Source organism: Paenibacillus sp. GCM10027629 (assembly GCF_042676425.1).
Lineage (GTDB): Bacteria > Bacillota > Bacilli > Paenibacillales > Paenibacillaceae > Paenibacillus_K > Paenibacillus_K terrigena.
Genome location: NZ_JBHTGZ010000009.1, coordinates 719238 through 739536 on the forward strand (window position 1 = coordinate 719238; position 20299 = coordinate 739536).

The 20299-nt window shown below is 41.8% G+C and carries 22 protein-coding genes and 1 pseudogene; 17 read left to right on the plus strand and 6 right to left on the minus strand.

All coding sequences use genetic code 11. The features are described 5' to 3' along the window. Window positions 1-58: 58 nt before the first annotated feature. A complete protein-coding gene (locus ACFQZR_RS12785) occupies window positions 59-1102 on the minus strand; it encodes a glycoside hydrolase family 88/105 protein (protein ID WP_379346345.1) in 1044 nt (347 codons plus the stop codon). Window positions 1103-1237: 135 nt separating this feature from the next. Between ACFQZR_RS12785 and ACFQZR_RS12790 the strand changes: the two genes are divergently transcribed. Further along, window positions 1238-2134: a helix-turn-helix domain-containing protein gene (locus tag ACFQZR_RS12790; protein WP_379346347.1), complete on the plus strand. Its 897-nt coding sequence runs from the start codon at window positions 1238-1240 to the stop codon at window positions 2132-2134. A gap of 58 nt (window positions 2135-2192) precedes the next feature. On the opposite strand, the gene ACFQZR_RS12795 is transcribed toward ACFQZR_RS12790, so the two are convergent. After that, a complete protein-coding gene (locus tag ACFQZR_RS12795) occupies window positions 2193-2762 on the minus strand; it encodes a GNAT family N-acetyltransferase (RefSeq protein ID WP_379346349.1) in 570 nt (189 codons plus the stop codon). 96 nt (window positions 2763-2858) lie between these two features. Between ACFQZR_RS12795 and ACFQZR_RS12800 the strand changes: the two genes are divergently transcribed. Next, window positions 2859-3677: a MerR family transcriptional regulator gene (locus ACFQZR_RS12800; protein WP_379346351.1), complete on the plus strand. Its 819-nt coding sequence runs from the start codon at window positions 2859-2861 to the stop codon at window positions 3675-3677. Window positions 3678-3837: 160 nt separating this feature from the next. On the opposite strand, the gene ACFQZR_RS12805 is transcribed toward ACFQZR_RS12800, so the two are convergent. Next, window positions 3838-5970 (minus strand): fibronectin type III domain-containing protein, encoded by a 2133-nt coding sequence (locus ACFQZR_RS12805; protein WP_379346353.1) that lies wholly within the window; start codon window positions 5968-5970, stop codon window positions 3838-3840. Window positions 5971-6180: 210 nt separating this feature from the next. Between ACFQZR_RS12805 and ACFQZR_RS12810 the strand changes: the two genes are divergently transcribed. Next, a complete protein-coding gene (locus tag ACFQZR_RS12810; protein ID WP_379346355.1) occupies window positions 6181-8043 on the plus strand; it encodes a hypothetical protein in 1863 nt (620 codons plus the stop codon). 153 nt (window positions 8044-8196) lie between these two features. Here ACFQZR_RS12810 and ACFQZR_RS12815 read toward each other — a convergent pair whose 3' ends face one another. After that, a complete protein-coding gene (locus tag ACFQZR_RS12815) occupies window positions 8197-8997 on the minus strand; it encodes a DUF2935 domain-containing protein (protein WP_379346357.1) in 801 nt (266 codons plus the stop codon). 189 nt (window positions 8998-9186) lie between these two features. Beyond that, the gene (locus ACFQZR_RS12820) at window positions 9187-9651 is read right to left on the minus strand and encodes a MarR family winged helix-turn-helix transcriptional regulator (protein ID WP_379346359.1); all 465 of its coding nucleotides are present in this window, start codon (window positions 9649-9651) and stop codon (window positions 9187-9189) included. Between the two features lie 146 nt (window positions 9652-9797). Between ACFQZR_RS12820 and ACFQZR_RS12825 the strand changes: the two genes are divergently transcribed. The 4 genes from ACFQZR_RS12825 (at window position 9798) to ACFQZR_RS12840 (ending at window position 13138) form a co-directional block, all read left to right on the plus strand. Continuing rightward, window positions 9798-10382 carry a DUF3238 domain-containing protein gene (locus ACFQZR_RS12825; RefSeq protein ID WP_379346361.1) on the plus strand — a complete coding sequence of 195 codons (585 nt, stop codon included), beginning with the start codon at window positions 9798-9800 and terminating at the stop codon, window positions 10380-10382. Between the two features lie 148 nt (window positions 10383-10530). Further along, a complete protein-coding gene (locus ACFQZR_RS12830) occupies window positions 10531-11175 on the plus strand; it encodes a DsbA family oxidoreductase (protein ID WP_379346363.1) in 645 nt (214 codons plus the stop codon). Between the two features lie 99 nt (window positions 11176-11274). Then, complete coding sequence (locus ACFQZR_RS12835) at window positions 11275-11901, plus strand: FMN-dependent NADH-azoreductase (protein WP_379346365.1); 627 nt, start codon at window positions 11275-11277, stop codon at window positions 11899-11901. Window positions 11902-12007: 106 nt separating this feature from the next. Then, window positions 12008-13138: an MFS transporter gene (locus tag ACFQZR_RS12840; RefSeq protein ID WP_379346367.1), complete on the plus strand. Its 1131-nt coding sequence runs from the start codon at window positions 12008-12010 to the stop codon at window positions 13136-13138. Between the two features lie 78 nt (window positions 13139-13216). Here ACFQZR_RS12840 and ACFQZR_RS12845 read toward each other — a convergent pair whose 3' ends face one another. Next, window positions 13217-13798: a TetR/AcrR family transcriptional regulator gene (locus tag ACFQZR_RS12845; protein WP_379346369.1), complete on the minus strand. Its 582-nt coding sequence runs from the start codon at window positions 13796-13798 to the stop codon at window positions 13217-13219. 337 nt (window positions 13799-14135) lie between these two features. Here ACFQZR_RS12845 and ACFQZR_RS12850 point away from each other — a divergent pair, with 337 nt between their 5' ends. The 10 genes and pseudogenes from ACFQZR_RS12850 (at window position 14136) to ACFQZR_RS12895 (ending at window position 20249) form a co-directional block, all read left to right on the plus strand. After that, a complete protein-coding gene (locus tag ACFQZR_RS12850) occupies window positions 14136-15305 on the plus strand; it encodes an MFS transporter (RefSeq protein WP_379348826.1) in 1170 nt (389 codons plus the stop codon). Between the two features lie 41 nt (window positions 15306-15346). Continuing rightward, complete coding sequence (locus tag ACFQZR_RS12855) at window positions 15347-16408, plus strand: LLM class flavin-dependent oxidoreductase (RefSeq protein ID WP_379346371.1); 1062 nt, start codon at window positions 15347-15349, stop codon at window positions 16406-16408. Window positions 16409-16553: 145 nt separating this feature from the next. Next, window positions 16554-16949: a VOC family protein gene (locus tag ACFQZR_RS12860; protein WP_379346373.1), complete on the plus strand. Its 396-nt coding sequence runs from the start codon at window positions 16554-16556 to the stop codon at window positions 16947-16949. Window positions 16950-17154: 205 nt separating this feature from the next. Continuing rightward, window positions 17155-17343: pseudogene (locus tag ACFQZR_RS12865) on the plus strand (PadR family transcriptional regulator); the annotation flags it as partial. 4 nt (window positions 17344-17347) lie between these two features. After that, a complete protein-coding gene (locus tag ACFQZR_RS12870) occupies window positions 17348-17476 on the plus strand; it encodes a hypothetical protein (RefSeq protein WP_379348945.1) in 129 nt (42 codons plus the stop codon). Further along, window positions 17473-18114: a permease prefix domain 1-containing protein gene (locus tag ACFQZR_RS12875; RefSeq protein WP_379346375.1), complete on the plus strand. Its 642-nt coding sequence runs from the start codon at window positions 17473-17475 to the stop codon at window positions 18112-18114. Before ACFQZR_RS12870 ends, ACFQZR_RS12875 begins: the two co-directional genes overlap by 4 nt. 27 nt (window positions 18115-18141) lie before the next feature. Continuing rightward, the gene (locus ACFQZR_RS12880) at window positions 18142-18750 is read left to right on the plus strand and encodes a DedA family protein (RefSeq protein ID WP_379346377.1); all 609 of its coding nucleotides are present in this window, start codon (window positions 18142-18144) and stop codon (window positions 18748-18750) included. A gap of 90 nt (window positions 18751-18840) precedes the next feature. Then, window positions 18841-18954: a hypothetical protein gene (locus tag ACFQZR_RS12885; protein ID WP_379346379.1), complete on the plus strand. Its 114-nt coding sequence runs from the start codon at window positions 18841-18843 to the stop codon at window positions 18952-18954. A gap of 179 nt (window positions 18955-19133) precedes the next feature. Next, window positions 19134-19661, plus strand: a complete 528-nt coding sequence (locus tag ACFQZR_RS12890; RefSeq protein WP_379346381.1) for a GNAT family N-acetyltransferase — start codon at window positions 19134-19136, stop codon at window positions 19659-19661. A 72-nt stretch (window positions 19662-19733) separates the two neighbouring features. Then, window positions 19734-20249: a GNAT family N-acetyltransferase gene (locus ACFQZR_RS12895; RefSeq protein ID WP_379346383.1), complete on the plus strand. Its 516-nt coding sequence runs from the start codon at window positions 19734-19736 to the stop codon at window positions 20247-20249. Window positions 20250-20299 lie beyond the last annotated feature (50 nt).

The following is a 20299-nucleotide window of genomic DNA, read 5'->3' on the forward strand; positions in this document are numbered from 1 at the left end:
AAAAGAGCCTCCATGGCGTTTGCATGGGGGCTCTCCAAATCATTTGATTCGTTATAACTCATAGAAGCTCAGAGAATAACATGAGAACAAGCCCCTGCCCATACAGCGCAGGATGACAAGGAATATCATGATAGGCTTCAATGGAAGGCATCACCGGCGTACCTCCAGAAACGCCTGTAACTTCTCCGCTTGGTAGTACCTTTTGAACAATGGCCTTCAGTGCCCGAAAAGCAGAATCCTCATAAGCGTTGTCTATTAAGCCTTGGCGAAAAGCCTTTAGCATGCCGCAGGCAATTCCAGCACTGCCCGATGTTTCTGGATAGAAATCGGGTCGATCCATCACCGTGGTCCATAGACCGTTAGCTTGTTGAAAGCGAATCAATCCATGCATCATTGCGCGGTAGCGTTTCATTGCTTCTTGCGATAGGGTTGCGATGCCTTCCAGCTCTTGCATGATCATTGGCGTACCCACGGCGATCCAAGCGTTCGCCCGAGTCCAACGTGCTGCGGACATGTGATCTTGCGCTATACAATTCCATCCATGAAACATGACACAGGTTTCTTTATCTTCTAGTAATTCCAAGTGAAGCTCCACCTGCCTAACAGCTTCAATAGCGTAGGAATCATCTCCCGTGACTCGTGCGAGACGAGCTAAGAAGAGCACAGCCATAAAGATCGTATCGGCCCATACCTGCTCAGGAAAACTGACATTTTCAGTGACGGTATGCTCGAAAGCTCCTTCACGAGTACGTGGGGCTTCTGTAAGTATCCATTGTCCGACGCGCAGGGATTCCTCTAGAAATAAGGGATCGTGTGTGTATTCATAAAGTGTGGGAAAGATGGCAAAGGGGGCCACAGCATTGATAACGATTGCTTGTTCCGACGTCGGCATATTTGTGCGTGCCCATTTGATTAGATAATCGAGAACTCCCTCATCGCGCGTATTCTCATAATAAGACAGTATTGCAATGACACCTACGCCGGGAACCCAGTCCCAATGCTGAATATCCATTCCCCAATTGCCTGTGTGATCTGATACCATATAGCGATAAACTTGGTCTGCAGTATGTCGCAGAGAATCGTGAGAAATTGGTTTTGGCATTCGATTCGCTCCTCCATAAACGTGAGAATGTATATATTGAATATACAATGCAAGGTGAAGTAAATCTTGGTCGATCGTCTTTTTGGCTTGGGATATTGTCTTTAAGATTTGGAATTGTGGAAGGGGGACCTAACTTTGGAGTTGGAGAAGCTGAGAATTGTATCTGTAGAGGATGAATTAACGAATGCAACACTCATGGATTTCCCGGTTCATTGCGTGTATCGAACAACAAGCTTAGAGCAGCCAACGTTTCACACCCATCGTGGTTACGAGCTTTATCTGTGTGTACAGGGTGAGGGCCACTTTATCGTTGGTGAACGGATGCATGTACTGGGAGCGGGGACGTTCACCGTTATTAAGCCAATGGCCTTACATCGATCTAGACCACATCAGAATGCTCCCTTTCATCGTTATATCCTAGCGGTAGAAAGGAGTTATTTAGAACAATTATATGTAGAAGATCGAGAATGTTGGATGACGGTCAGACAATGGCTTCCGGATCAAGAAAATGACTCAATTCATTCGCAATTAAATACCCAGCAAATATTGCGATTGCAGGAAATACTAGCTCAATTAGAATGGGAAACGAAGAGGAAACAGCCTTGTTATCCGATCATTGTTAAAAGTCTGCTCTTACAACTGTTTGCACAGTTAGGGCGTTATCAGATTGAATCTCCGGAAGTCGTCCAAGTTCGAAATGATGTAGAGAAACAGATGGTCGAAGGTATTCTCAGCTATATGATGGAGCATTACGATGAGTCTCTCAGTGCGGAGAAATTATGTGGACATTTCCATGTATCACGTTCCTACTTCTTTCGAATATTTAAGCAATATACGGGAGTCACGATGAAAGAATTCCTGGTTTCTATTCGAATGACGAAGGCCAAAGATCTTTTACAAGGAACGGATCTACCCATAACGGAAATTGCAGGGAGCGTTGGTATTCAAGATGTTTCTCACTTTTGCAACACATTTAAACGGTTAACCGGCATGACACCAAGTCGCTATCGCGCTCTTCACACATCCGTATGAGTGGAATGAAGTCGATGCATGAGCCATAAACAAAATATATCGTATTGGTCCGCTTTAACTATAAGCTTTTCGTCATATGAAAGTATGTATGTCCAGAAATTAGAAATTGACTCTCGACCTGATAATGATGGCGCTCGTAAAGTCGCTTAGCGGCGATGTTCTTAGCAGAAACATTTAATGACAGCTTGTTATGGCTTTGTCTGCGTGCCAACTGATCCATCTCCTCAAGAAGTTCTTTAGCGATCCCTTGTCCTCGAAATGCTTCATAAACAGCAATTGTGTCCAAATGAAATTCTCCAGGCTGAGCTTCGCTCGTCTCGAATTCATCCTGGTCCTCACCAAAGAAGAGCGTCACATCATTTTCCCATTGCTCGCAGAATGCATCAGTCATTTGGCTGTCGTACATTAACGCAATACCCACAGCTTGACCCTCTATTTCTTTTACGATGATATTGGTATAACTAAAAAAACTTATTTCCTGGTCAAAAGCATGTTGAATAAACGCCATGACCTCTTTTTTATTGAAATGTTCAGTGAAATAAGACTCCTTTTCATCCATAATCATATAAATGAGTTCACTTACTTGGGAGACGTCTTTCTTCGTGGCTTGTCTTATCATTATTCTCATCCTTCTTTTAAAAATCTCAGCAAATTCCATCGGATTCTTGCAAAAATATACTTTACAGTATAGGGTAACCCTATAGTCAAGAGGGGGATGAACATCATGTCAGATCAAAAGAATACTCCATACCTTACTACCAGTGACTTTGCAAAAATATGCGGAGTAAGCAAACATACGTTGTTTTACTATGATGAAATTGGCATCTTGAAGCCGAGGATAACGAATCCCAATGGTTATCGTTATTACGATATCAAACAGTACTATACCTATGAAATTATCTCAGTTTTAAAAGAAGGGGGAATGGCACTAAAAGAAATAAGGGACTATATTCAAAATCAGAATTCGTCACATTTTTTATCCATACTTACACAAATGCAACAGCAACTAACCATAGAGCAAAATAAATTGGCGCGCATGCAAAATATACTGCAAGGAGCTATCAAGATTACGGATCAAGGACTGCGCGCTGTCATTGGAGTGCCGTGGATTGAAGAATGCGAGGAAGAATATTTTATTGCTGTACGCGTAGCTGAAGGAGATGGCGAGAAGGAATCCATCCGTAAGTATTATGAACAACTTCATGAACTCGAGGAAGACTTAGTTGAACTTGAAGTTGCCATTTGTTCCATCGATCAAAGTCGTGTGGAAGCAGGGGATTATAGAGAGACGAATTATTTTATTAAGATCAAGGAAAAGCATGAAAGCGATCAGCTATTTATTAAGCCCAAAGGAGCCTATGCGATGATCAATCACAAAGGCACTTACGAGAGCATGGATTCATCCTACGAGCAGTTGAAGGCATACATTCATGCTAAAAAAATGCGTATCTGCGGTGATGCGTTTGAGCTTGAGCTACTCGGTTATCTGTCGTCAAGTAATCCAGATGAATTTGTCACTCGGATCGCCATTAAGGTGAAATAGAGTGGGTAGACTGAAGGGCCGAAAGAGTAAATCATTCGAAGGACAAGAACATATTAAAAAAACCAGGCTTTTCTTTTTTTATGTAGGAACATTTGTGTCAAAGAAAAATGCACAAATGTTCCTACATTTTCGTTATTTTACACAATGTTACAAAGCAGCTTTAGAAGAATAGCAAACTGCTAGCCGCATGCACAATCCCGTTAGTGATCGTGTCAATGGCTTTCGTTTTGACCTCTTCGGATATATTTAACGGTTTGATCTGCTTGATCGCCTGTTTCCCTGCATTCACCAAGTCCACCAGCAGCAACTTTTGCTCTTCGTGTGTTGTCGCGACGTTAAGCTTGCTTTGTATTTCACCCAGCTTGCCCTCGAAAGTTTTCATAATGCTCTGGAAAATGACGGTTGGATCTTTGCCAGCGATTAGGGTCACTTCTTTCTGGAAAATAACTTTATTCGCTCCACTAGAGGGATTGATGAGCGCCGCTTGAATAACCGCGGTCGCAATATGCGCCTCTTCAGGAATGGAGACGATGCCGTCTGGCGTGATAGTGAGATGGGAGCTTCCGGATACCTTCTTCCATGTTAGCGCTTGCGGCGGAATGTCAACGGAGGCTACCTTCAAGCTGTAATTGTGCTGATAGCCATCGTTACTAACTTTAACGGATTCCTGGGCCATTAAGCGGATATAAGCAACTGTCCATGCATGAACGGCGGAACCGTCATGTTTCAGCCTTTTCTGGAAATTCAGTAAAGTCGACTGAACATCATAAGCAGTGACGTTAAGATTTCTTAATATCTTGCTGATTTTGTAATAGCTTGTTTGACTAAGCTGATTCGTTATTGCTTTCATCAGGATGTCCGTCATTTTCTGATGATCGCCTAGAAGACCAGACAGTTCGATGGGAGACAATTCCGAGAGATAATATAGAACATGGCCTTCGATACCTCTGAGATCGACGCCATCCCCGAAAATGAACGAAAGAATATCCTCCATCGTGAGGTTTGTTTCTCCACCTGCCACAGCTATCGTATTCAATGTCCATAAAAATTCGGGATCAGACAAGATGGTTTTTATCCCAGATTCCTGTTGATCGTATGGGAGCGAACCAATCGTCACAATGATATGAAACAGCTTCCTTTTCAACTCAACCTTGTCAACAGATGCAGGCAGCTTGAGTTTGATTTTGTTCCAGATCGGATCAATCAAGGACTGGTCGGTTATCTCGTCCAGTTCGGCAAATTCAGAACTTAGCCTGCGCACATCCTCAACATCTGCCGGATCACCTGCGTCAAGAGCGGCACGAATTGTGTTGCTCCGTTCCAGGAACGGCATTCCCGCCTCGTATTTTACGGTAAAGCTGCTGTTGTACCGCGTTTGATTACCGTCGTTATCTGTGACAAAGATCAGAAGGGAATGCGTACCGCTCGGCAATCTGGGAGCGATCGCGATCAGCGTCTCAGATGCTTCGTCATAACTGAACGGCACTATCCTATTGTCGATCCCGACCATACTCATGCTTACATTTATGCCGGAGTCTACATCGTATACTTTGGCTGTGATCTTCGGCCAGGCCGTTGTTAAGCTATCGCCATCAGCGGGAGACACCGATTCAATAAACGGGTTTAGTCGATCTTGAGGGAATGTTGACACCGTAAGGGCAGGGCCGTCCGTCGTCCATCTTCCGTCTGAGCGCACAGCCTCTACCTTAAAGTTATATGTGGTTTTTGGCGTCAGATTCGTTGCATCGAATGTGTTTATATTTCCGTTCACAAAACCTAGGAGAAGACTGTTTCCATATATTCTGTAACCCAAACTCTCTTTGGCGGGTGTCCAGGATAAACGGACTGAAGTCGCTTCGATATTCTCTGCTTTCAAGATACTGTCTTTCCATACCGAAAGCCGGACGTTGAAGCTTCCGTTGTATTCCTGCAAGATGTTCTTATCATGATCTAAGACACGAATGTTTAAGGAATGGTTACCGTTCTGCAAATTAGAGCAATACGTAAACACCATTCCATGCATATAATTCGGCTCTATAAGTTGTTGGTCATCCACCATGATCATGATCGAACCCGTATCTGCTATTGGAATCCCAAGCGCAAAGCTGATGTTCGTAAAGCTCTCGGTAATCATTGCTCCGTCCGACGGACTCACGCCGCCGATAATGGTTGTTGAATCAGCTGTTTCTCGAGTGCCTACGTGCTCTTCCGCATAGGCAAACTGGGGAACGAAAAGCATGACCAACAAGCTTACAATGAGCAAGTACGGCATTCTTAATCGAAAATTTTTCATAATACCCTCCTTAATCATACGAATTTAATATTCATTTCGTGTAATAATATACCATTAAAGTTCGCGTTTTGAATAACTTTTTTATTTCAATTATGAGCTAATATGATCGCTGCCTTTTCAATGTTTGTGCAACAATTACTATCCAATTTCGTCAAATATTAGAAGATGTGAGTGAAGGGAACATGAGTTGATCATTCAGAGGAGGTAACGATGACCTACACACGTTTGATTGTTTTGGTGTTAGCTTTTGAAGTACTTGTCACGGCTGTAGTCGGACTTGGCATTTATTTTGGATTTTCAATATTTCCTTATACTCAGACACTGTTAGCGACAACGGGTACTGCTGTGCAGACATTCGGCATTACCGTAACCATCCCATTATATATGCCATCGCTTACGGATTTGAAAGTCCCATATACGTATCTACAGACGGGCCCACAGGCATGGGGAATCATGGCATTCCTTGTATCTGCGGCTGTCATGGGATTGCAAAGTTTTGTCCGGGGCATGTACCTCGGCGGTCTGAAAGGATGGGTTCTGAACCGTAAGGTAGGCCCTCTATTTGCATGTGGACGCAGGTATTTCGGTGATATGATCGCTTGGTCAATCTTTCAATGCGTGATAGGCGTATTGATTGTTTTCCTCGCTGCAATCTTTTTCCCGTTGGGGATCATATTGATGATTGCTTTACTGTTCTACTCGCTGACGCCATATCTGATAGTCCTCCAAAATATCTCTTTCAGTGATGCATTAGCAAAGGCGCCTCGCATGTTTCGCCGCTATTTCGGCACATTGCTGCCGCTTGCGCTGTTAGCCATGTTTTGTACCCTAGTCGTCAGCCTATTCCGGTCACTGCCACCCCCTTGGGGATACGCGGTACCGTTGCTCGCTTATGCATGCATTGGTACCTTGCTGATCTACGGGCTTATGAGGCTGCTAGTAGCGAAGCTAACGCTGGACGGCGAACAGGTTCCGGATCTGCCATACGGTGAGGTCAGCACACCTAGGATTGTAAACGCTATGATCGTACTGCTCGTGCCGGTACTCGTCTCGGCAGGTATTTTTGCAGTTTCTGGCAACCATTTAAGTGAGTTGGATTTCGGCAGCAAAAAGCGGCTCGACGGTATCTCTTTCAATACGAATTTCTCTGACGTATTCCATACATCAGATCAAAAGTATACAGCATACGAGTGGCAGACAAATGATTACCGTCTTGCTATAAGGCTTCCGGACTTAACCAACGAGCGGAAGCCAGAGGAACTGCGTGGGATAGCCGACATTACGTGGCAGGTAAGTGAGGAAATCCGCACTTCATATGGGTATTCAACTCAAATTGACGTGCAGCCTATCATGCACAAGAGCCGGATTTTGTATCGACTTGTTCGGGAGACAGCTAACGATGGCAGCTTCTACTACTCCAGTATGAGTGGCTCTGCTTCGATCCTGCCGGGAGGGGAGAGGCCGCGTGAGCCAATATCCATTCAAATGATGATTAGCGGTGACGGCAGTCATATTTTTGTCATGCAATATCCAACGCGCTTTGATATTTCATCGGTATTCCGAGTTTCGGATGACGGGCGGTATTTGATCCCGGGTACAAGTCAGATAAATCCATTTGATTTCCATACTTATTGGTTCACCGCGGAGCAGAGTACAGAGAATCTATTCGAATTGTTGACCGCCAAGAACAAAACCAATTACATCACGACGATGAACCGTGCTTACGTGGCGCTTGCTTGTGCAATGCAGGAAGGAGACGGGCGATTGGTCGTCAATCTGCTGGAGACGATGCGGCAGGACGGCGTAAACGTGAAAGCTCCCGACTGGGATGCCATGACGTGGACAGAGCACTTGCAGGGCCGATATAAAGGTGCCAGCTTGCAGAAGACGCTGGAGCTACTGACAAAGGCTGGCGTTCAAGGGAGCTATGAAGGAAAAGAACTAGTGGACAAAAGCGATGCGAAGATCGGTGTCTATCGGTTTGAGGTGCCGTTCCCGGACGGAATGCTGCCAATCACATATAAGGAATCTAAGGAAGACGGCAAACTGCTGTCCGTTAGTATCATGGACTAGATCAAAAAGTACCCGAGTATTCGAAATAAGGGCAAATGAAAAAGGCAGCCGGTTAAAAGCTGCCTTCTCAATTTTACATATGGACGATTGTGTATGAAAATCAAATCGTGGTTCAATCCATTTGCTTGAGGTATCAAATAGGTCACTGCGCGGTCAGGAATGCTTTTGTTTGTTGAGTGAAGCATCGAACGCATCGATAATGAAGAGGAATCTCTCGGCTTCTCGGAAGACGTGGTCTGCCAATAAGGGATGAATGACGCTTTTGATTCGGCACGCATCGATCAGATCGCGTGCTGTTTTCTTAAAATCGCGGAGGGATTTCACCGATACTCTGTTCTCGTCAAGGAATTGATCAAGTAGAGGATAGGTTTGAGATTGTGGACGCATGGAGTCGAGATCTATCGCTTGGAATAATAAAGTATCAAAATCATGGCTAAAGTTCCTGGCTTGTTCAACGAGCTTACGTTCGGACGGATCTAATAGATGTCCGATGAATTTGGCATGATCTGCCATGATGCGTAGGAAAAATACATTCTCATCAATGATTGCATCGGGCAGCGGTTCTAGATTGCCTAGATTTAATTCGGAAAGCCTGTTTCTGAAATAGTTGGCCTCCCTGCTGGTGTGATCTACTAGTAATGGCAAGTTATTACCACCAGGCAATTTGCATGTAATAATGAGACCTAAAACCTTACGCTTGAAAACCCAAATATTAGAGGCTGCCACATAGACTTCTTCATTGAATCTCCGAATCGTCTGAGGATCAGTATCGTCGGTATACGCATGTGATTTATTTTCGATCCCTTCGAATACGGCGTAGAAATGGTTGGCTTCCTGAATCAATTGCGTATCATCACAACGAAAACCTAATTTAAGAAATAAAGAATGTTCCTTCATAATACGTGACCAGAATCGTATTTCATCGAGGGATCGTGTTACAAAAGGATCTGGCATATATGAAATAACCTCCCACTCGCATCATCTTATTAATACTTTATGCGCGGCATTTCATATTATAATTTTTTTAATTTATTACTTGTACTTTCTCAAATCAAATATTTATTGTAATGAAGAACGATATTATTCAAAATTTCCATGCAAATAACTGGAAACCATTGTATGCGAATGTCAATCACGACCAATTTACCAGACAGGTTTTGACCTCGATGATATTTTACCTTCATTTGCTTCATAAACTAATTTTGTTAAATCTTCTTTGAGCATTAGCATTCGTTCAGCACCTATGTTATCAATCCAGCGCTGTTCTATCTCAGCTATGATCTCCTCTTTTGCTTTCATTACTTGTCGGCCACGTTCGGTCAGAACAATAATTTTCCCTCTCTTATCATTGGGATGCGTTTGACGAATGACATAACCACTCTTCTCAAGATAATCCACCATTTTACTCACAGCTTGCTTCGTAATTCCTAGGTGCTCAGCTAGTTCTATACCGGTTGCTCCATCAGGGATGATATGTTTAAACATAAAACCATGTGCAGGTCTAATATCTCCAAACCCCAACTCATTCAATCTGTCATGTAGTTCATCTATCAATGCACTGAAGGATAAAGACAAAAGTGATGTAAGATCTAATCCTGAATGATTCATACGTAAAACCTCCTAAAAATATAGTCAATTAAGTTGACTTTATTTAAGTTTCATTGTACTATACGGCATATAGTCAATCAAGTTGACTATACGGTTTTTCTCATGAACAAAATGGAATTCGCTAAAAAATACGATGGAGGTGCTATATGATTCACATTGTTAAAATAAGAGCAAGCGTATTTATTCCAATGTCTTGGACTGAAGCGAGGAAGGATGTTCTAACGGGGAATGTAATCCAATTCGAAGGCGACTCACGTGAATTTACACCTTATGCAGTCAACACGATGCGTTCCAGAGTTGAACAAGAAGTCGTTGTAGATTTTGATAAAAAAGAGATCTTCACATATGCGAATACTGGCATAACAACAGAAAGAGTCACAACGCCAGATGGTTCCGTTCATAAGAGGACAGGAAAAGCTAGTATTGAAGGTATTTTGTGCACTGATATCGTATGGAGTTCTGATAACGTCAAGTTTCAAATGAGTGCAAGTGCTAGCAACCCACTAAATGAATATGCACCTCCCGTTGACTATCTATTAAATCTACATGTCAAACAAGATGGTACTGTCGAGATAGAAGGTGCACATGATGGATTCCCTTGTTTTGAATTTTATAAGCAAGTAAATTTTGGTCCGCTTGAACAACTGTATACACATGATTTTAGAGAAACGGGTGATACACCTGAAGCTTTAGCTGGAGAAATGGAATATCGTTTTACAAAAATATTGTAAGGTCAATGTGTTGCTACATTGTAATCGAACCAAGATAAATTTGTATTCATAATCGAAGTTTTCTCATTATGGTTATTACGTCAGTCTTGGCTCTCCAACGGTTCTCTACGCCTTTGAGAGATAAAAAGAAAAGTGAGGGAGCATATATATGACTGTGAAAATTAAAGTTTATTCTGATTTTATATGTCCATTTTGTTTTTTAGGGACAGGTCCATTAGATGAAGTTGTAAAGGAAAAAGATGTAAAAGTAGAATGGATGCCATTTGAATTGCGTCCTAGTCCATCTCCGAAAATTGATCCACGGACTCAACCTCGTGTAATGGAAGCTTGGAATTCATTTATTTATCCTACTGCTAAAAAATTAGGATTAGATATAAAGCTACCTCATTTGCGTTCGTATACGCACCTCGCGTTTGAAGGTTACCAATTTGCAAAGGAACATGGCAAAGGAAATGAGTTTCACCATAGAGTGTTTATTGCACATTTCCAAGAGGAACAAAGTATTGAAGACATCGAAGTGTTAACAAAATTAGCGGACGAAGTGGGGCTTTCTCAGGAAGCATTTAAAGAAGCGTTAGTATCACGAAAGTACCAAAAAATGCATCGGGAAGCTATAAAGCATGCCCATGTTGAAGCACAAATTACGGCTGTTCCAACGTTCATTATTGGTGACGAAGTTATTCAAGGTTTTACTAGCAAAGAAAAATTAGCAAAGGCAATTGATCAAGAAATAGAAAAGAATAAAGAGAATGAGTTGGATGGACTGCAATGTAATATAGATGGGGATTGTTAATGCTAGATTAAATTAGTGGTGAAATATAAATTTTATAAAATGCAGTCAACCAGATTGACTGCAAATCACAACATGAGTGATTAACAGGAGGAAAAGAGAATGACAACAGTTTTATTCGTAAAAGCAAACAATCGTCCAGCAAATCAAGCGGTTAGTGTGAGATTATATGAGGCATTTTTAGCGTGCTATAAAGAATCACATCCAAATGATACCGTGGTAGAGCTTGATTTATACAAGGAAGAATTGCCATATGTAGGCGTAGATATGATTAACGGTACATTTAAGGCGAGTAGAGGACTTGATTTAACAGAAGAAGAAGCAAAAGCCGTAGCTGTAGCTGATAAATATTTAGATCAATTCCTTGCAGCGGATAAAGTTGTGTTTGGTTTCCCATTATGGAATTTAACAATCCCAGCTGTACTACACACATATATTGATTACTTAAACCGCGCGGGCAAAACATTTAAATATACGCCAGAAGGTCCAGTAGGTCTTATTGGAAATAAGAAAATGGCATTATTAAACGCGAGTGGTGGTGTATATTCTAAAGGACCAGCCGCTGAAATAGAAATGGCTGTTAAATATGTAGCAAGTATGATGGGCTTCTTCGGTGTAAAAGATATCGAGAAAATAGTCATTGAAGGTCACAACCAATTCCCTGATCAAGCAGAAGAAATTATTGCCACTGGACTTGAAAAGGCTGTTAAAGTAGCAAGTACATTCTAATTAACAAGATACTTGACACGCAAAATGGCAGTACCAACACTTTTTTAGCGGTGGTACTGCTTTTTTATTCGCTTATTCTATCGATAGGAAGAAGGATTACATTACAATGGAACGTTTATGGACAAAAAACTATATCATGCTGACAATTACAGCGTTATTACTATTTGGTGGATTTTATTTACTAATGCCAACGCTACCTATGTTTATTCAGCAATTAGGTGGAAGTGAATCTCAAGTTGGATTTATTATTGGAGTGTTTACGATATCGGCAGTCATTTTTCGTCCTATTATTGGGGGATTAATGGATCGGTATGGTCGACGGGTATTTATATTAACCGGACTACTGTTTTTTGCAATTACAATGTATTTTTATGATTGGGTAACAGGAGTATTATTTTTAGTGATTTTACGTATCCTTCATGGAATTAGCTGGGCAGTTGCTACAACTTCAACAGGAACAGCTGTGACTGATGTTATTCCAGAGTCACGTCGTGGGGAAGGAATGGGATGGTATGGACTTGCAATGACCTTAGGTATGGCTTTAGGACCCATTTTAGGTCTTTGGGTAGCAAAATCATTTTCATTTCATTATCTATTTCTTCTATGCACAGCATTAGCAATGATTGCATTTATATGTGCACTTGGTACAAAAATACCAGTGGTTCAAAATACATCCAAAAAACCAATATCATTTTATGAAAAAACAGTCTTACCCATAGGTATTTCTACATTTTTCCTATCCATTACATTTGGTGGGATTACAACATTTTTACCATTGTTCGCAGCACAAATCCAAGTTAATGCTGGTACTTTTTTCTTAGTCTATGCTATCACACTTGCAGTAATTAGACCGCTTGCAGGGAAGATATCTGATAAATATGGGGAAGGATTCATTATTGTCCCTGCACTTTTTATACTGATACTCGCACTAATAGTCCTAGCAATGACAAATGGGCTTGTTGGACTCGTAATTACAGCTATCTTGTACGGAATTGGATTTGGATCAGCACAACCCGCTCTTCAAGTAGCAACGATACGATTAGCTCCACAAGAGAAAAGAGGTGTGGCAAACGCTGCATTCTTTACTGCTTTTGATTTAGGGATTGGGTTAGGGGCTATGATTCTAGGATTTGTCTCACAGCTCATGGGTTATCATATGCTATTTATTCTTTGTGCTGTATCTGGGTTAATTAGTCTGCTTATTTTTGTTTTGTTTGTAAAAAAGACATTAAAATAACTTGTTATTTTACGAAAAAAGCGCTATTCATATGACGGGTGTTAATAAATCAGCATGACGTGATTGAACTCTTCTGATTTACTTGAGTAAAGTGAGTGTCGTTGTTATTGCATTGTCAATAAATGATCGCTGTGGACGAGCCTTCATCATTACTGAAATTCCAATTAACGCTATAATTAGTGCACGTGATACAGCCTTTGTGTCTGTGTTGGCCTCGAGCTCACCCGTTTTTACCCCTCGTTCAATGGTTTCTTGAAAAATGACTGTTAGATACATTTGATGTTCTCTGGTCAGAATTTCAAATTTCTCGTCATGAGGCGCAAGTTCGACCAGGGTATTGATACAAAAACAGCCCCGACTGCGATCTTCTGAATATTCCTCAGCAACTACGTCATCAAAAAAAGTGGAAAATGCATCTTTTACAGAAGAATGGCTTTGAAGTCTAGCTCGTATATCGGAAGCACGGGACATCGTGTATTTACGAAGCGCGGCTTCGAACAGTTCTTTCTTATCTCCAAAGGCAGCGTATATGCTAGGGCGTTGAATACCCATTCTGGCAGTTAGATCGCTAAGCGAAGTAGCTTCATACCCCTTCTCCCAAAATAGCTGCATCGCTGCATCCAATACTTTCTCTTCGTCAAATTCACGGGTTCTTGCCATGATGAATACCTCTCATTCAACTCGATTTTTTTTATTGCTCTATGATTCCGGACATGATTTAATGTCATATTATGTACTGAATAGTATATTATAATTTTATAATTAGTCGTTCATTTTGTCAATGAAGGTTGGATTATTCCAATGGGTTGACAGTATCATTAACCATGGGATATATTTACTTGGCAAATAACATACCGATCGATAAAATATGATTTCCGCCGGTCAACATGAATGGAGGGAAGGTACACAAATGGAGGAGGTTATAGAAAAAGCAGCAGGCGATGTTGATTCGTCACAGCCGCAGCAGATCACGTCTAATACAGGCCGTCATACTTCCATGTCTCGCTATATGACACTATTATTTGCGGTTGCCTGCGGGATGTCGGTCGCCAATATCTACTTCGCCCAACCGCTACTCGACCAGCTGTCGAGTGAGTTCGGCATTGACTATTCAATGATTGGCATGGTTATTACGATCACGCAGATCTTTTATGGATTGGGACTACTGCTGCTGGTACCGCTTGGGGATATATTGAACCAGCGCCGCTTGATTATCGGTCAGATGTTATTGTCCATGATAGCCTTGGTTATCGTTGGAACTGCCCCCAACAGTACACTTCTATTTGCAGGTATGGCTTTGGTGGGAATCCTTGCCGTAGTAACTCAGACACTTGTGGCGTTCGCGGCAACGATGGCTGCCCCGGCCGAACGTGGGCGTGTCGTTGGTATAGTAACAAGCGGGATTGTCATCGGCATACTTCTTGCGCGGTCCATTTCAGGGATATTAACAGATCTTGCGGGTTGGCGTTCCGTATATCTGGTCTCTGCTGCGCTGATGCTTGTTATGGTTCTTATATTTTTTAAGTTATTGCCTCAAGTGGAACGCGAGGTCAAAACACTGTCCTATCCTCAGTTACTGGGATCCGTGCTTATCCTGTTTGTGCAAGAACGAATGTTACGTATCCGCTCTGTTCTGGCCCTGCTTATTTTTGCCGATTTTAGCATTTTATGGACTTCGCTCGTATTGCCCCTAAGCAGGCCGCCTTTCTCTCTATCGCATAGCGCGATTGGAGCATTCGGTCTTGTAGGAGTAGCTGGAGCGTTAGCTGCAGCACGAGCAGGGAAGCTGGCTGATCGAGGTTACGGACAGAGAACGACAGGTATTGCGCTGATCTTATTGTTGATTTCTTGGTTGTTCATTAGCTATACCGAACAATCACTGTTCGCATTGGTTATTGGCATTGTGCTTCTCGACTTGGCAGTGCAGGCTGTACATGTCACGAATCAAACGATGATCCTCCCGTTACGTGTGGAGGCGCGCAGCCGACTAACTGCTGGGTATATGGTGTTCTATTCCATTGGAAGTGCCAGCGGTTCAATCGCTTCGACCCATATCTATGCGCATTATGGTTGGGAAGGAGTATGTTTGCTGGGGGCTTCTGTCAGTGCTGTAGCGTTGCTATTCTGGGCAATGACCAGACGAGCTACGGCTGCCGAAGTCAAATAAGTTTCTATCATATGATGTTTAATAAAAAGGAGAGAGTGGCTGTGGAAATAGGGATTACTTCGTTTGTAGAAACCAAGCCGGATGTTCAGACGGGTGAAGTGATAAGTCACGCACAGCGATTGCGTGAAGTAGTCGAGGAAATTGTTCTTGCCGATCAGGTGGGTCTTGATGTGTTCGGAGTAGGCGAACATCATCGAAAGGATTATGCAGCTTCTTCACCAGCAGTTGTGCTATCTGCGGCGGCATCACAGACGAGCCGGATTCGGCTGACCAGTGCAGTGACGGTGCTTTCTTCAGCTGATCCGGTGCGCGTTTTTCAGGATTTCTCTACGTTGGACGGGATATCTAATGGACGTGCGGAGATTATGGCGGGCCGGGGTTCCTTTATCGAATCTTTCCCTTTGTTTGGTTATGACTTACATGACTATGATGAACTATTCGAAGAGCATTTGGAATTACTCCTGAAAATACAGAATTCCGAAAAAGTAACCTGGAAGGGCGGGCATCGGCCAGCGATTGACGATTTGGGCGTGTATCCACGGCCCGTTCAAGATCCTTTGCCGATATGGATCGGCAGCGGGGGGAATCAGGAGTCAGCAATCCGTGCCGGTCTGCTAGGACTGCCTTTGATGCTGGCGATCATTGGGGGGAGTCCGATGCACTTTGAACCGCTTGTACAGCTGTATAAGAAGGCGGCAGCGCACGCTGGTCATGACGAATCGCGGCTTAAGGTTGGATCGCATTCAATAGGATTTATAGCAGAGAATACGGAACTAGCAGCAGATACATTTTTCCCATCTACCCAGGCAGGTATGAATAAGCTCGGCAAGGAGCGGGGCTGGGCTTATTATGACCGCTCTAGCTACGATGCCGCGCGCAGCTTTGAAGGCGCACTGTATGTTGGCGATCCGGACACGGTTGCCCAGAAGATTATTCACCTTCGCAAACATGTAGGCATTACACGCTTTATGATGTATGTACCGTTGAGTACGATGCCGCATGACCAAGTGATGAGAGCTATTGAGCTGCTAGGAACAGAGGTTGCACCACGGGTTCGAGAGGAAATTACCAAGTGGGAAGCTGAGACGGGAAATAGATCGTAATGCAACTTTGATACATAAAATCAAGCTTGAATGAGCAGGGAAACGAAAAATAATAAAAAATATTTTTTCTTTTGTCGATTTCACCAACGTTCACTCGTCGTATTCATAGAAGGACAAAAACAAGTAGAAAGGTTGTTGAACTTTTATGGGAGCACAAATTCACGCTTATCTGATGTCGGAGGATGCAAGAGGTCAGGCGAATTTCTATGTCGAGTCACTCGGTGGCGAAATTCAGTTTCTCACCACATTCGGTGAGACACCAGGAATCCCCGAGGCAATGAAGGATAAAGTCATGCATTTGGCTTTGACGGTAGCTGGTACGAATACGTTAATGATGTCAGACTCTTTCGAACCGGTCTCGTATAACCGAAGCATCAGTCTTGCCTTGAATTATGACGAAGTGTCAGAAGCTCAAACGGCATATGCCAAGCTTAGCGAGGGCGGCGTTAGCAAGTATCCTCTTGCTCTTCAGCCATGGGGTGCTTATTATGGCGAAGTCGTAGATAAGTTCGGTGTCACGTGGATGATTACCAAATCGTAAGCATACAGAAGGCATCGAACCGAATGCGAACTTACGGTAATAAGACAACTAATACAATTGATTTATCTATCGAAAAGCCATCCTTCGGGGTGGTTTTTCGCATTTTCTAAATTACCTTGCATTTTTAAGTACTTTAACTTATGATTGTTAAGTACTGAAAATAGTTAGGTAATTAGAAGGTGGGGTACAGCGATTGAATGCGGAAATGTTAAAGGGGACCGTCGATCTTCTCATCCTCTCGATTATTAAGGAACAAGATAATTATGGATACGAAATCTCAAAGGCAATCAAGGAAAAGACATTAGGAGCATTAGAACTACAAGAGGCAACTTTATATTTATCCTTAAAGCGGTTGGAAAAACAGCACGCAGTCTCTTCCTACTGGGGGGATCAGACGCATGGAGGGAGGCGAAAATATTACTCGATTACAGACGAAGGAAGAGTACTTTTGGATCGATATATTGAAGACTGGCGGAATACATACGAAATCGTTAACCGATTTATATAAGGAGACGGATCAAATATGAACCTGCTAAGGAAAGCATTTAGTTTATATGATATCAAGTATTGCTGGCTGTTAATCGTTTCATTGGCAATATGCGGCGCTTTTTTCTACTTGGATCGTTCGTACAATCCTGACGACCAATTCTGGTTGTCTGTTGGATACGGCGTTTCATTCGGAATGGCGGTATTGTGGAGTGGAACGAACTATATAGGTCATATTCGGATTAACGCGATGTACAGGAAGCAGAATGATATTCAAGCCTATGTCGAACAGTTAGCTATGAGCAGTGAAGACAAGGTCGAATTGCGCAATTACTTGGAGGACTACGCGGAGGATTTAATGAATCAGGGGATATCCGAAGCTCAGGCGATAGCAGAAGCCATCTCACAATTCAAAGTAAAAGAGTTACTATCTTTATCGAAGAATTCTTCTCTATTCCATCTGCACGCTCATTATTATTTATTCGGATGGAGTGCGGTGGCATTTACACTCCTTAGCTTACTTGTCGTAACGGATGGATTGTTTGTCTTAAACTCGTTAATGACGCTCATCATTGAAACGATTCTTGCCGTGTATGGTACTTCATTTATCTTCTTATTTTTTATTTATAAAGTGCTCGATGTCTTGATCTATCAGAAGTTGCAAAAACATGAATTATAATCATATTCATAATGAGAGGTGTCGTAAATGGAAAACTGGATTACGGACATCATGAATGAGTTTGGCTATATGGGTGTCTTCCTATTGATCGCTCTTGAGAATTTGTTTCCACCGATTCCATCTGAAGTCATTTTGACATTTGGTGGATTTATGACGACTTACTCCAATCTTAGTATCGCTGGCGTTGTCATTTCAGCAACAATTGGGTCAGCAGTCGGGGCAATTGTATTGTACTACATCGGTTATTTAGTTGATGCCAAGAGGATGGAACGTATCATTGTTAAATGGGGACGATTGATGCGTCTTACTACGTCAGACGTGCATAAGGCATATGCCTGGTTTTCGAAATATGGTGTTTGGACCGTATTTCTATGCCGGCTAATTCCATTAGTCCGGAGTCTAATTTCCATTCCGGCTGGCAGCACCCGCATGAACTTCGGGGTGTTCATACTCTTAACAACCCTCGGCTCATTGATATGGAATGTTATTCTCGTTAGCATTGGTGCTGCTGTAGGATCTTCATGGGGAACTATTGTTGCATATATGGATGTTTACTCAAACATTGTATATACACTTCTCGCGTTTGGATGCCTGATTTTACTTTATTTACTAATTCGTAAAAGAAAAATGTCTTAATCGCTTCATGATCATAAAATCGATTGTAAAGCGCTTTAACATTTGATTCAATAATCACTTGCAGCATATGCCGCGGAGAATGTAGCAGCATTGTTACGTGAACGATTCATCCAAATCGAACGCGGCAATTTTCTTCCGAAGGAAACTATAACGCGTGCCGAAGCAGCAGTGATGTTGTATCGTATTTATCGTTTCATTCATTAAACTTAGTCGTATTGCTCCAAAGCAAAGCCGCTTCGCATGGATCTCTCTGTGAAGCGGCTTTTTTGTGGTGGCTAATTGATTGATTGAAGCAAATAAGACACCCCCATATTTAACATGGTAGAATAAGGGTTAAGTGATTGGTGTTATCAAGTTATCTGTTAAAGGGGGGACAATTGAAAATGAAGGAACAAACAGAATTTAATGAATTAGTTGTTCGTAAAGCATATGTGAGTGACTTTAGTACATTGATTGATCTCTTTACTGAATCCTCTAAATGGCTCAGAAATCTCGGTTTAAATCAATGGAGTCATTTTCTTGATGATCATGGGAGGGATGATGTACTAGACAGCATCAGTAATGGCACTGCCTATGTTTTTCTTAAGAATAATCTTTTAGTCGGTACAGTGACAATCCAGTTGGACCCAGATGATTGGGATAAACATGTATGGGCAGATTTAGATGTTAGAGACTCTATATTCATACATAGACTTGCAATATCACATAAGGAAAAGGGTAGAGGATTAGGAAGGGAAATACTAAACTGGATCGAGCATGGATTTGACATTCCCCAAAGTAAGAGATATTTAAAGCTTGATTGTGTTAATGATAATTTAAAATTGAATGAATATTACATACAAAGTGGATTTCAATTTTTAGGCAGAACTGAAGATGGTCATAGCAAATATCAGAAGGAGCTATCAGATTAACTCTATAATAATAGTATAAGCAGTTATAGGGTAACAATGTAAATATTGAGAATGGATTGGTGGTTATTACACATGGATGTATTTATTGAAAAACTACATGTTAAAGATGCAGAAGATTTGTATAAGTTTGAACTTGAAAACAGAACTTTTTTCGAAGAGATGGTACCAACTCGTGGAGATGATTACTATAATCCCGAGATTTTTAAAAAGAGACATGAATCCTTACTAGAAGAACAAGTTCAAGGAGGTTCGTATTTTTATTTAATTAAAGATAAAGATAGTTCAATTCTAGGAAGAATAAATTTAGTAGATATCGATAAATTTCAAAAAATCGGTCATCTTGGATATAGGGTGGGGCAAGCACATACTGGAAAAGGTATTGCAAATAAAGCGTTGAAATTATTGTTAGAAACAATAACTGACAAAGAAATAAACCAGATTATAGCTAAAACTACAACTAATAACATAGCATCTCAAAAAGTTTTAGAGAAAAATGGATTTGATCAAGTTGCTACAAGTGACGAAGAATTTGAAATGAATGGTCAGAATTTTAATTTTGTTTATTATACTTTGTCTATTAGAGGCTAAAAAGTCATTAATCGAGGAACTAACTGGTAAAATTAGTGTAACTAAATATG

Excerpts from the sequence above, each read along its gene's own strand:
- ACFQZR_RS12835 (WP_379346365.1), top strand. The coding sequence starts at position 11,275 with ATGACAACAGTTTTATTCGTAAAAGCAAACAATCGTCCAGCAAATCAA.
- ACFQZR_RS12860 (WP_379346373.1), top strand. The coding sequence starts at position 16,554 with ATGGGAGCACAAATTCACGCTTATCTGATGTCGGAGGATGCAAGAGGT.
- ACFQZR_RS12890 (WP_379346381.1), top strand. The coding sequence starts at position 19,134 with ATGAAGGAACAAACAGAATTTAATGAATTAGTTGTTCGTAAAGCATAT.
- ACFQZR_RS12830 (WP_379346363.1), top strand. The coding sequence starts at position 10,531 with ATGACTGTGAAAATTAAAGTTTATTCTGATTTTATATGTCCATTTTGT.
- ACFQZR_RS12810 (WP_379346355.1), top strand. The coding sequence starts at position 6,181 with ATGACCTACACACGTTTGATTGTTTTGGTGTTAGCTTTTGAAGTACTT.
- ACFQZR_RS12845 (WP_379346369.1), bottom strand. The coding sequence starts at position 13,798 with ATGGCAAGAACCCGTGAATTTGACGAAGAGAAAGTATTGGATGCAGCG.
- ACFQZR_RS12805 (WP_379346353.1), bottom strand. The coding sequence starts at position 5,970 with ATGAAAAATTTTCGATTAAGAATGCCGTACTTGCTCATTGTAAGCTTG.
- ACFQZR_RS12820 (WP_379346359.1), bottom strand. The coding sequence starts at position 9,651 with ATGAATCATTCAGGATTAGATCTTACATCACTTTTGTCTTTATCCTTC.
- ACFQZR_RS12870 (WP_379348945.1), top strand. The coding sequence starts at position 17,348 with ATGGAGGGAGGCGAAAATATTACTCGATTACAGACGAAGGAAGAGTAC.
- ACFQZR_RS12880 (WP_379346377.1), top strand. The coding sequence starts at position 18,142 with ATGGAAAACTGGATTACGGACATCATGAATGAGTTTGGCTATATGGGT.
- ACFQZR_RS12785 (WP_379346345.1), bottom strand. The coding sequence starts at position 1,102 with ATGCCAAAACCAATTTCTCACGATTCTCTGCGACATACTGCAGACCAA.
- ACFQZR_RS12895 (WP_379346383.1), top strand. The coding sequence starts at position 19,734 with ATGGATGTATTTATTGAAAAACTACATGTTAAAGATGCAGAAGATTTG.
- ACFQZR_RS12800 (WP_379346351.1), top strand. The coding sequence starts at position 2,859 with ATGTCAGATCAAAAGAATACTCCATACCTTACTACCAGTGACTTTGCA.
- ACFQZR_RS12850 (WP_379348826.1), top strand. The coding sequence starts at position 14,136 with ATGTCTCGCTATATGACACTATTATTTGCGGTTGCCTGCGGGATGTCG.
- ACFQZR_RS12815 (WP_379346357.1), bottom strand. The coding sequence starts at position 8,997 with ATGCCAGATCCTTTTGTAACACGATCCCTCGATGAAATACGATTCTGG.
- ACFQZR_RS12825 (WP_379346361.1), top strand. The coding sequence starts at position 9,798 with ATGATTCACATTGTTAAAATAAGAGCAAGCGTATTTATTCCAATGTCT.
- ACFQZR_RS12795 (WP_379346349.1), bottom strand. The coding sequence starts at position 2,762 with ATGAGAATAATGATAAGACAAGCCACGAAGAAAGACGTCTCCCAAGTA.
- ACFQZR_RS12875 (WP_379346375.1), top strand. The coding sequence starts at position 17,473 with ATGAACCTGCTAAGGAAAGCATTTAGTTTATATGATATCAAGTATTGC.
- ACFQZR_RS12840 (WP_379346367.1), top strand. The coding sequence starts at position 12,008 with ATGGAACGTTTATGGACAAAAAACTATATCATGCTGACAATTACAGCG.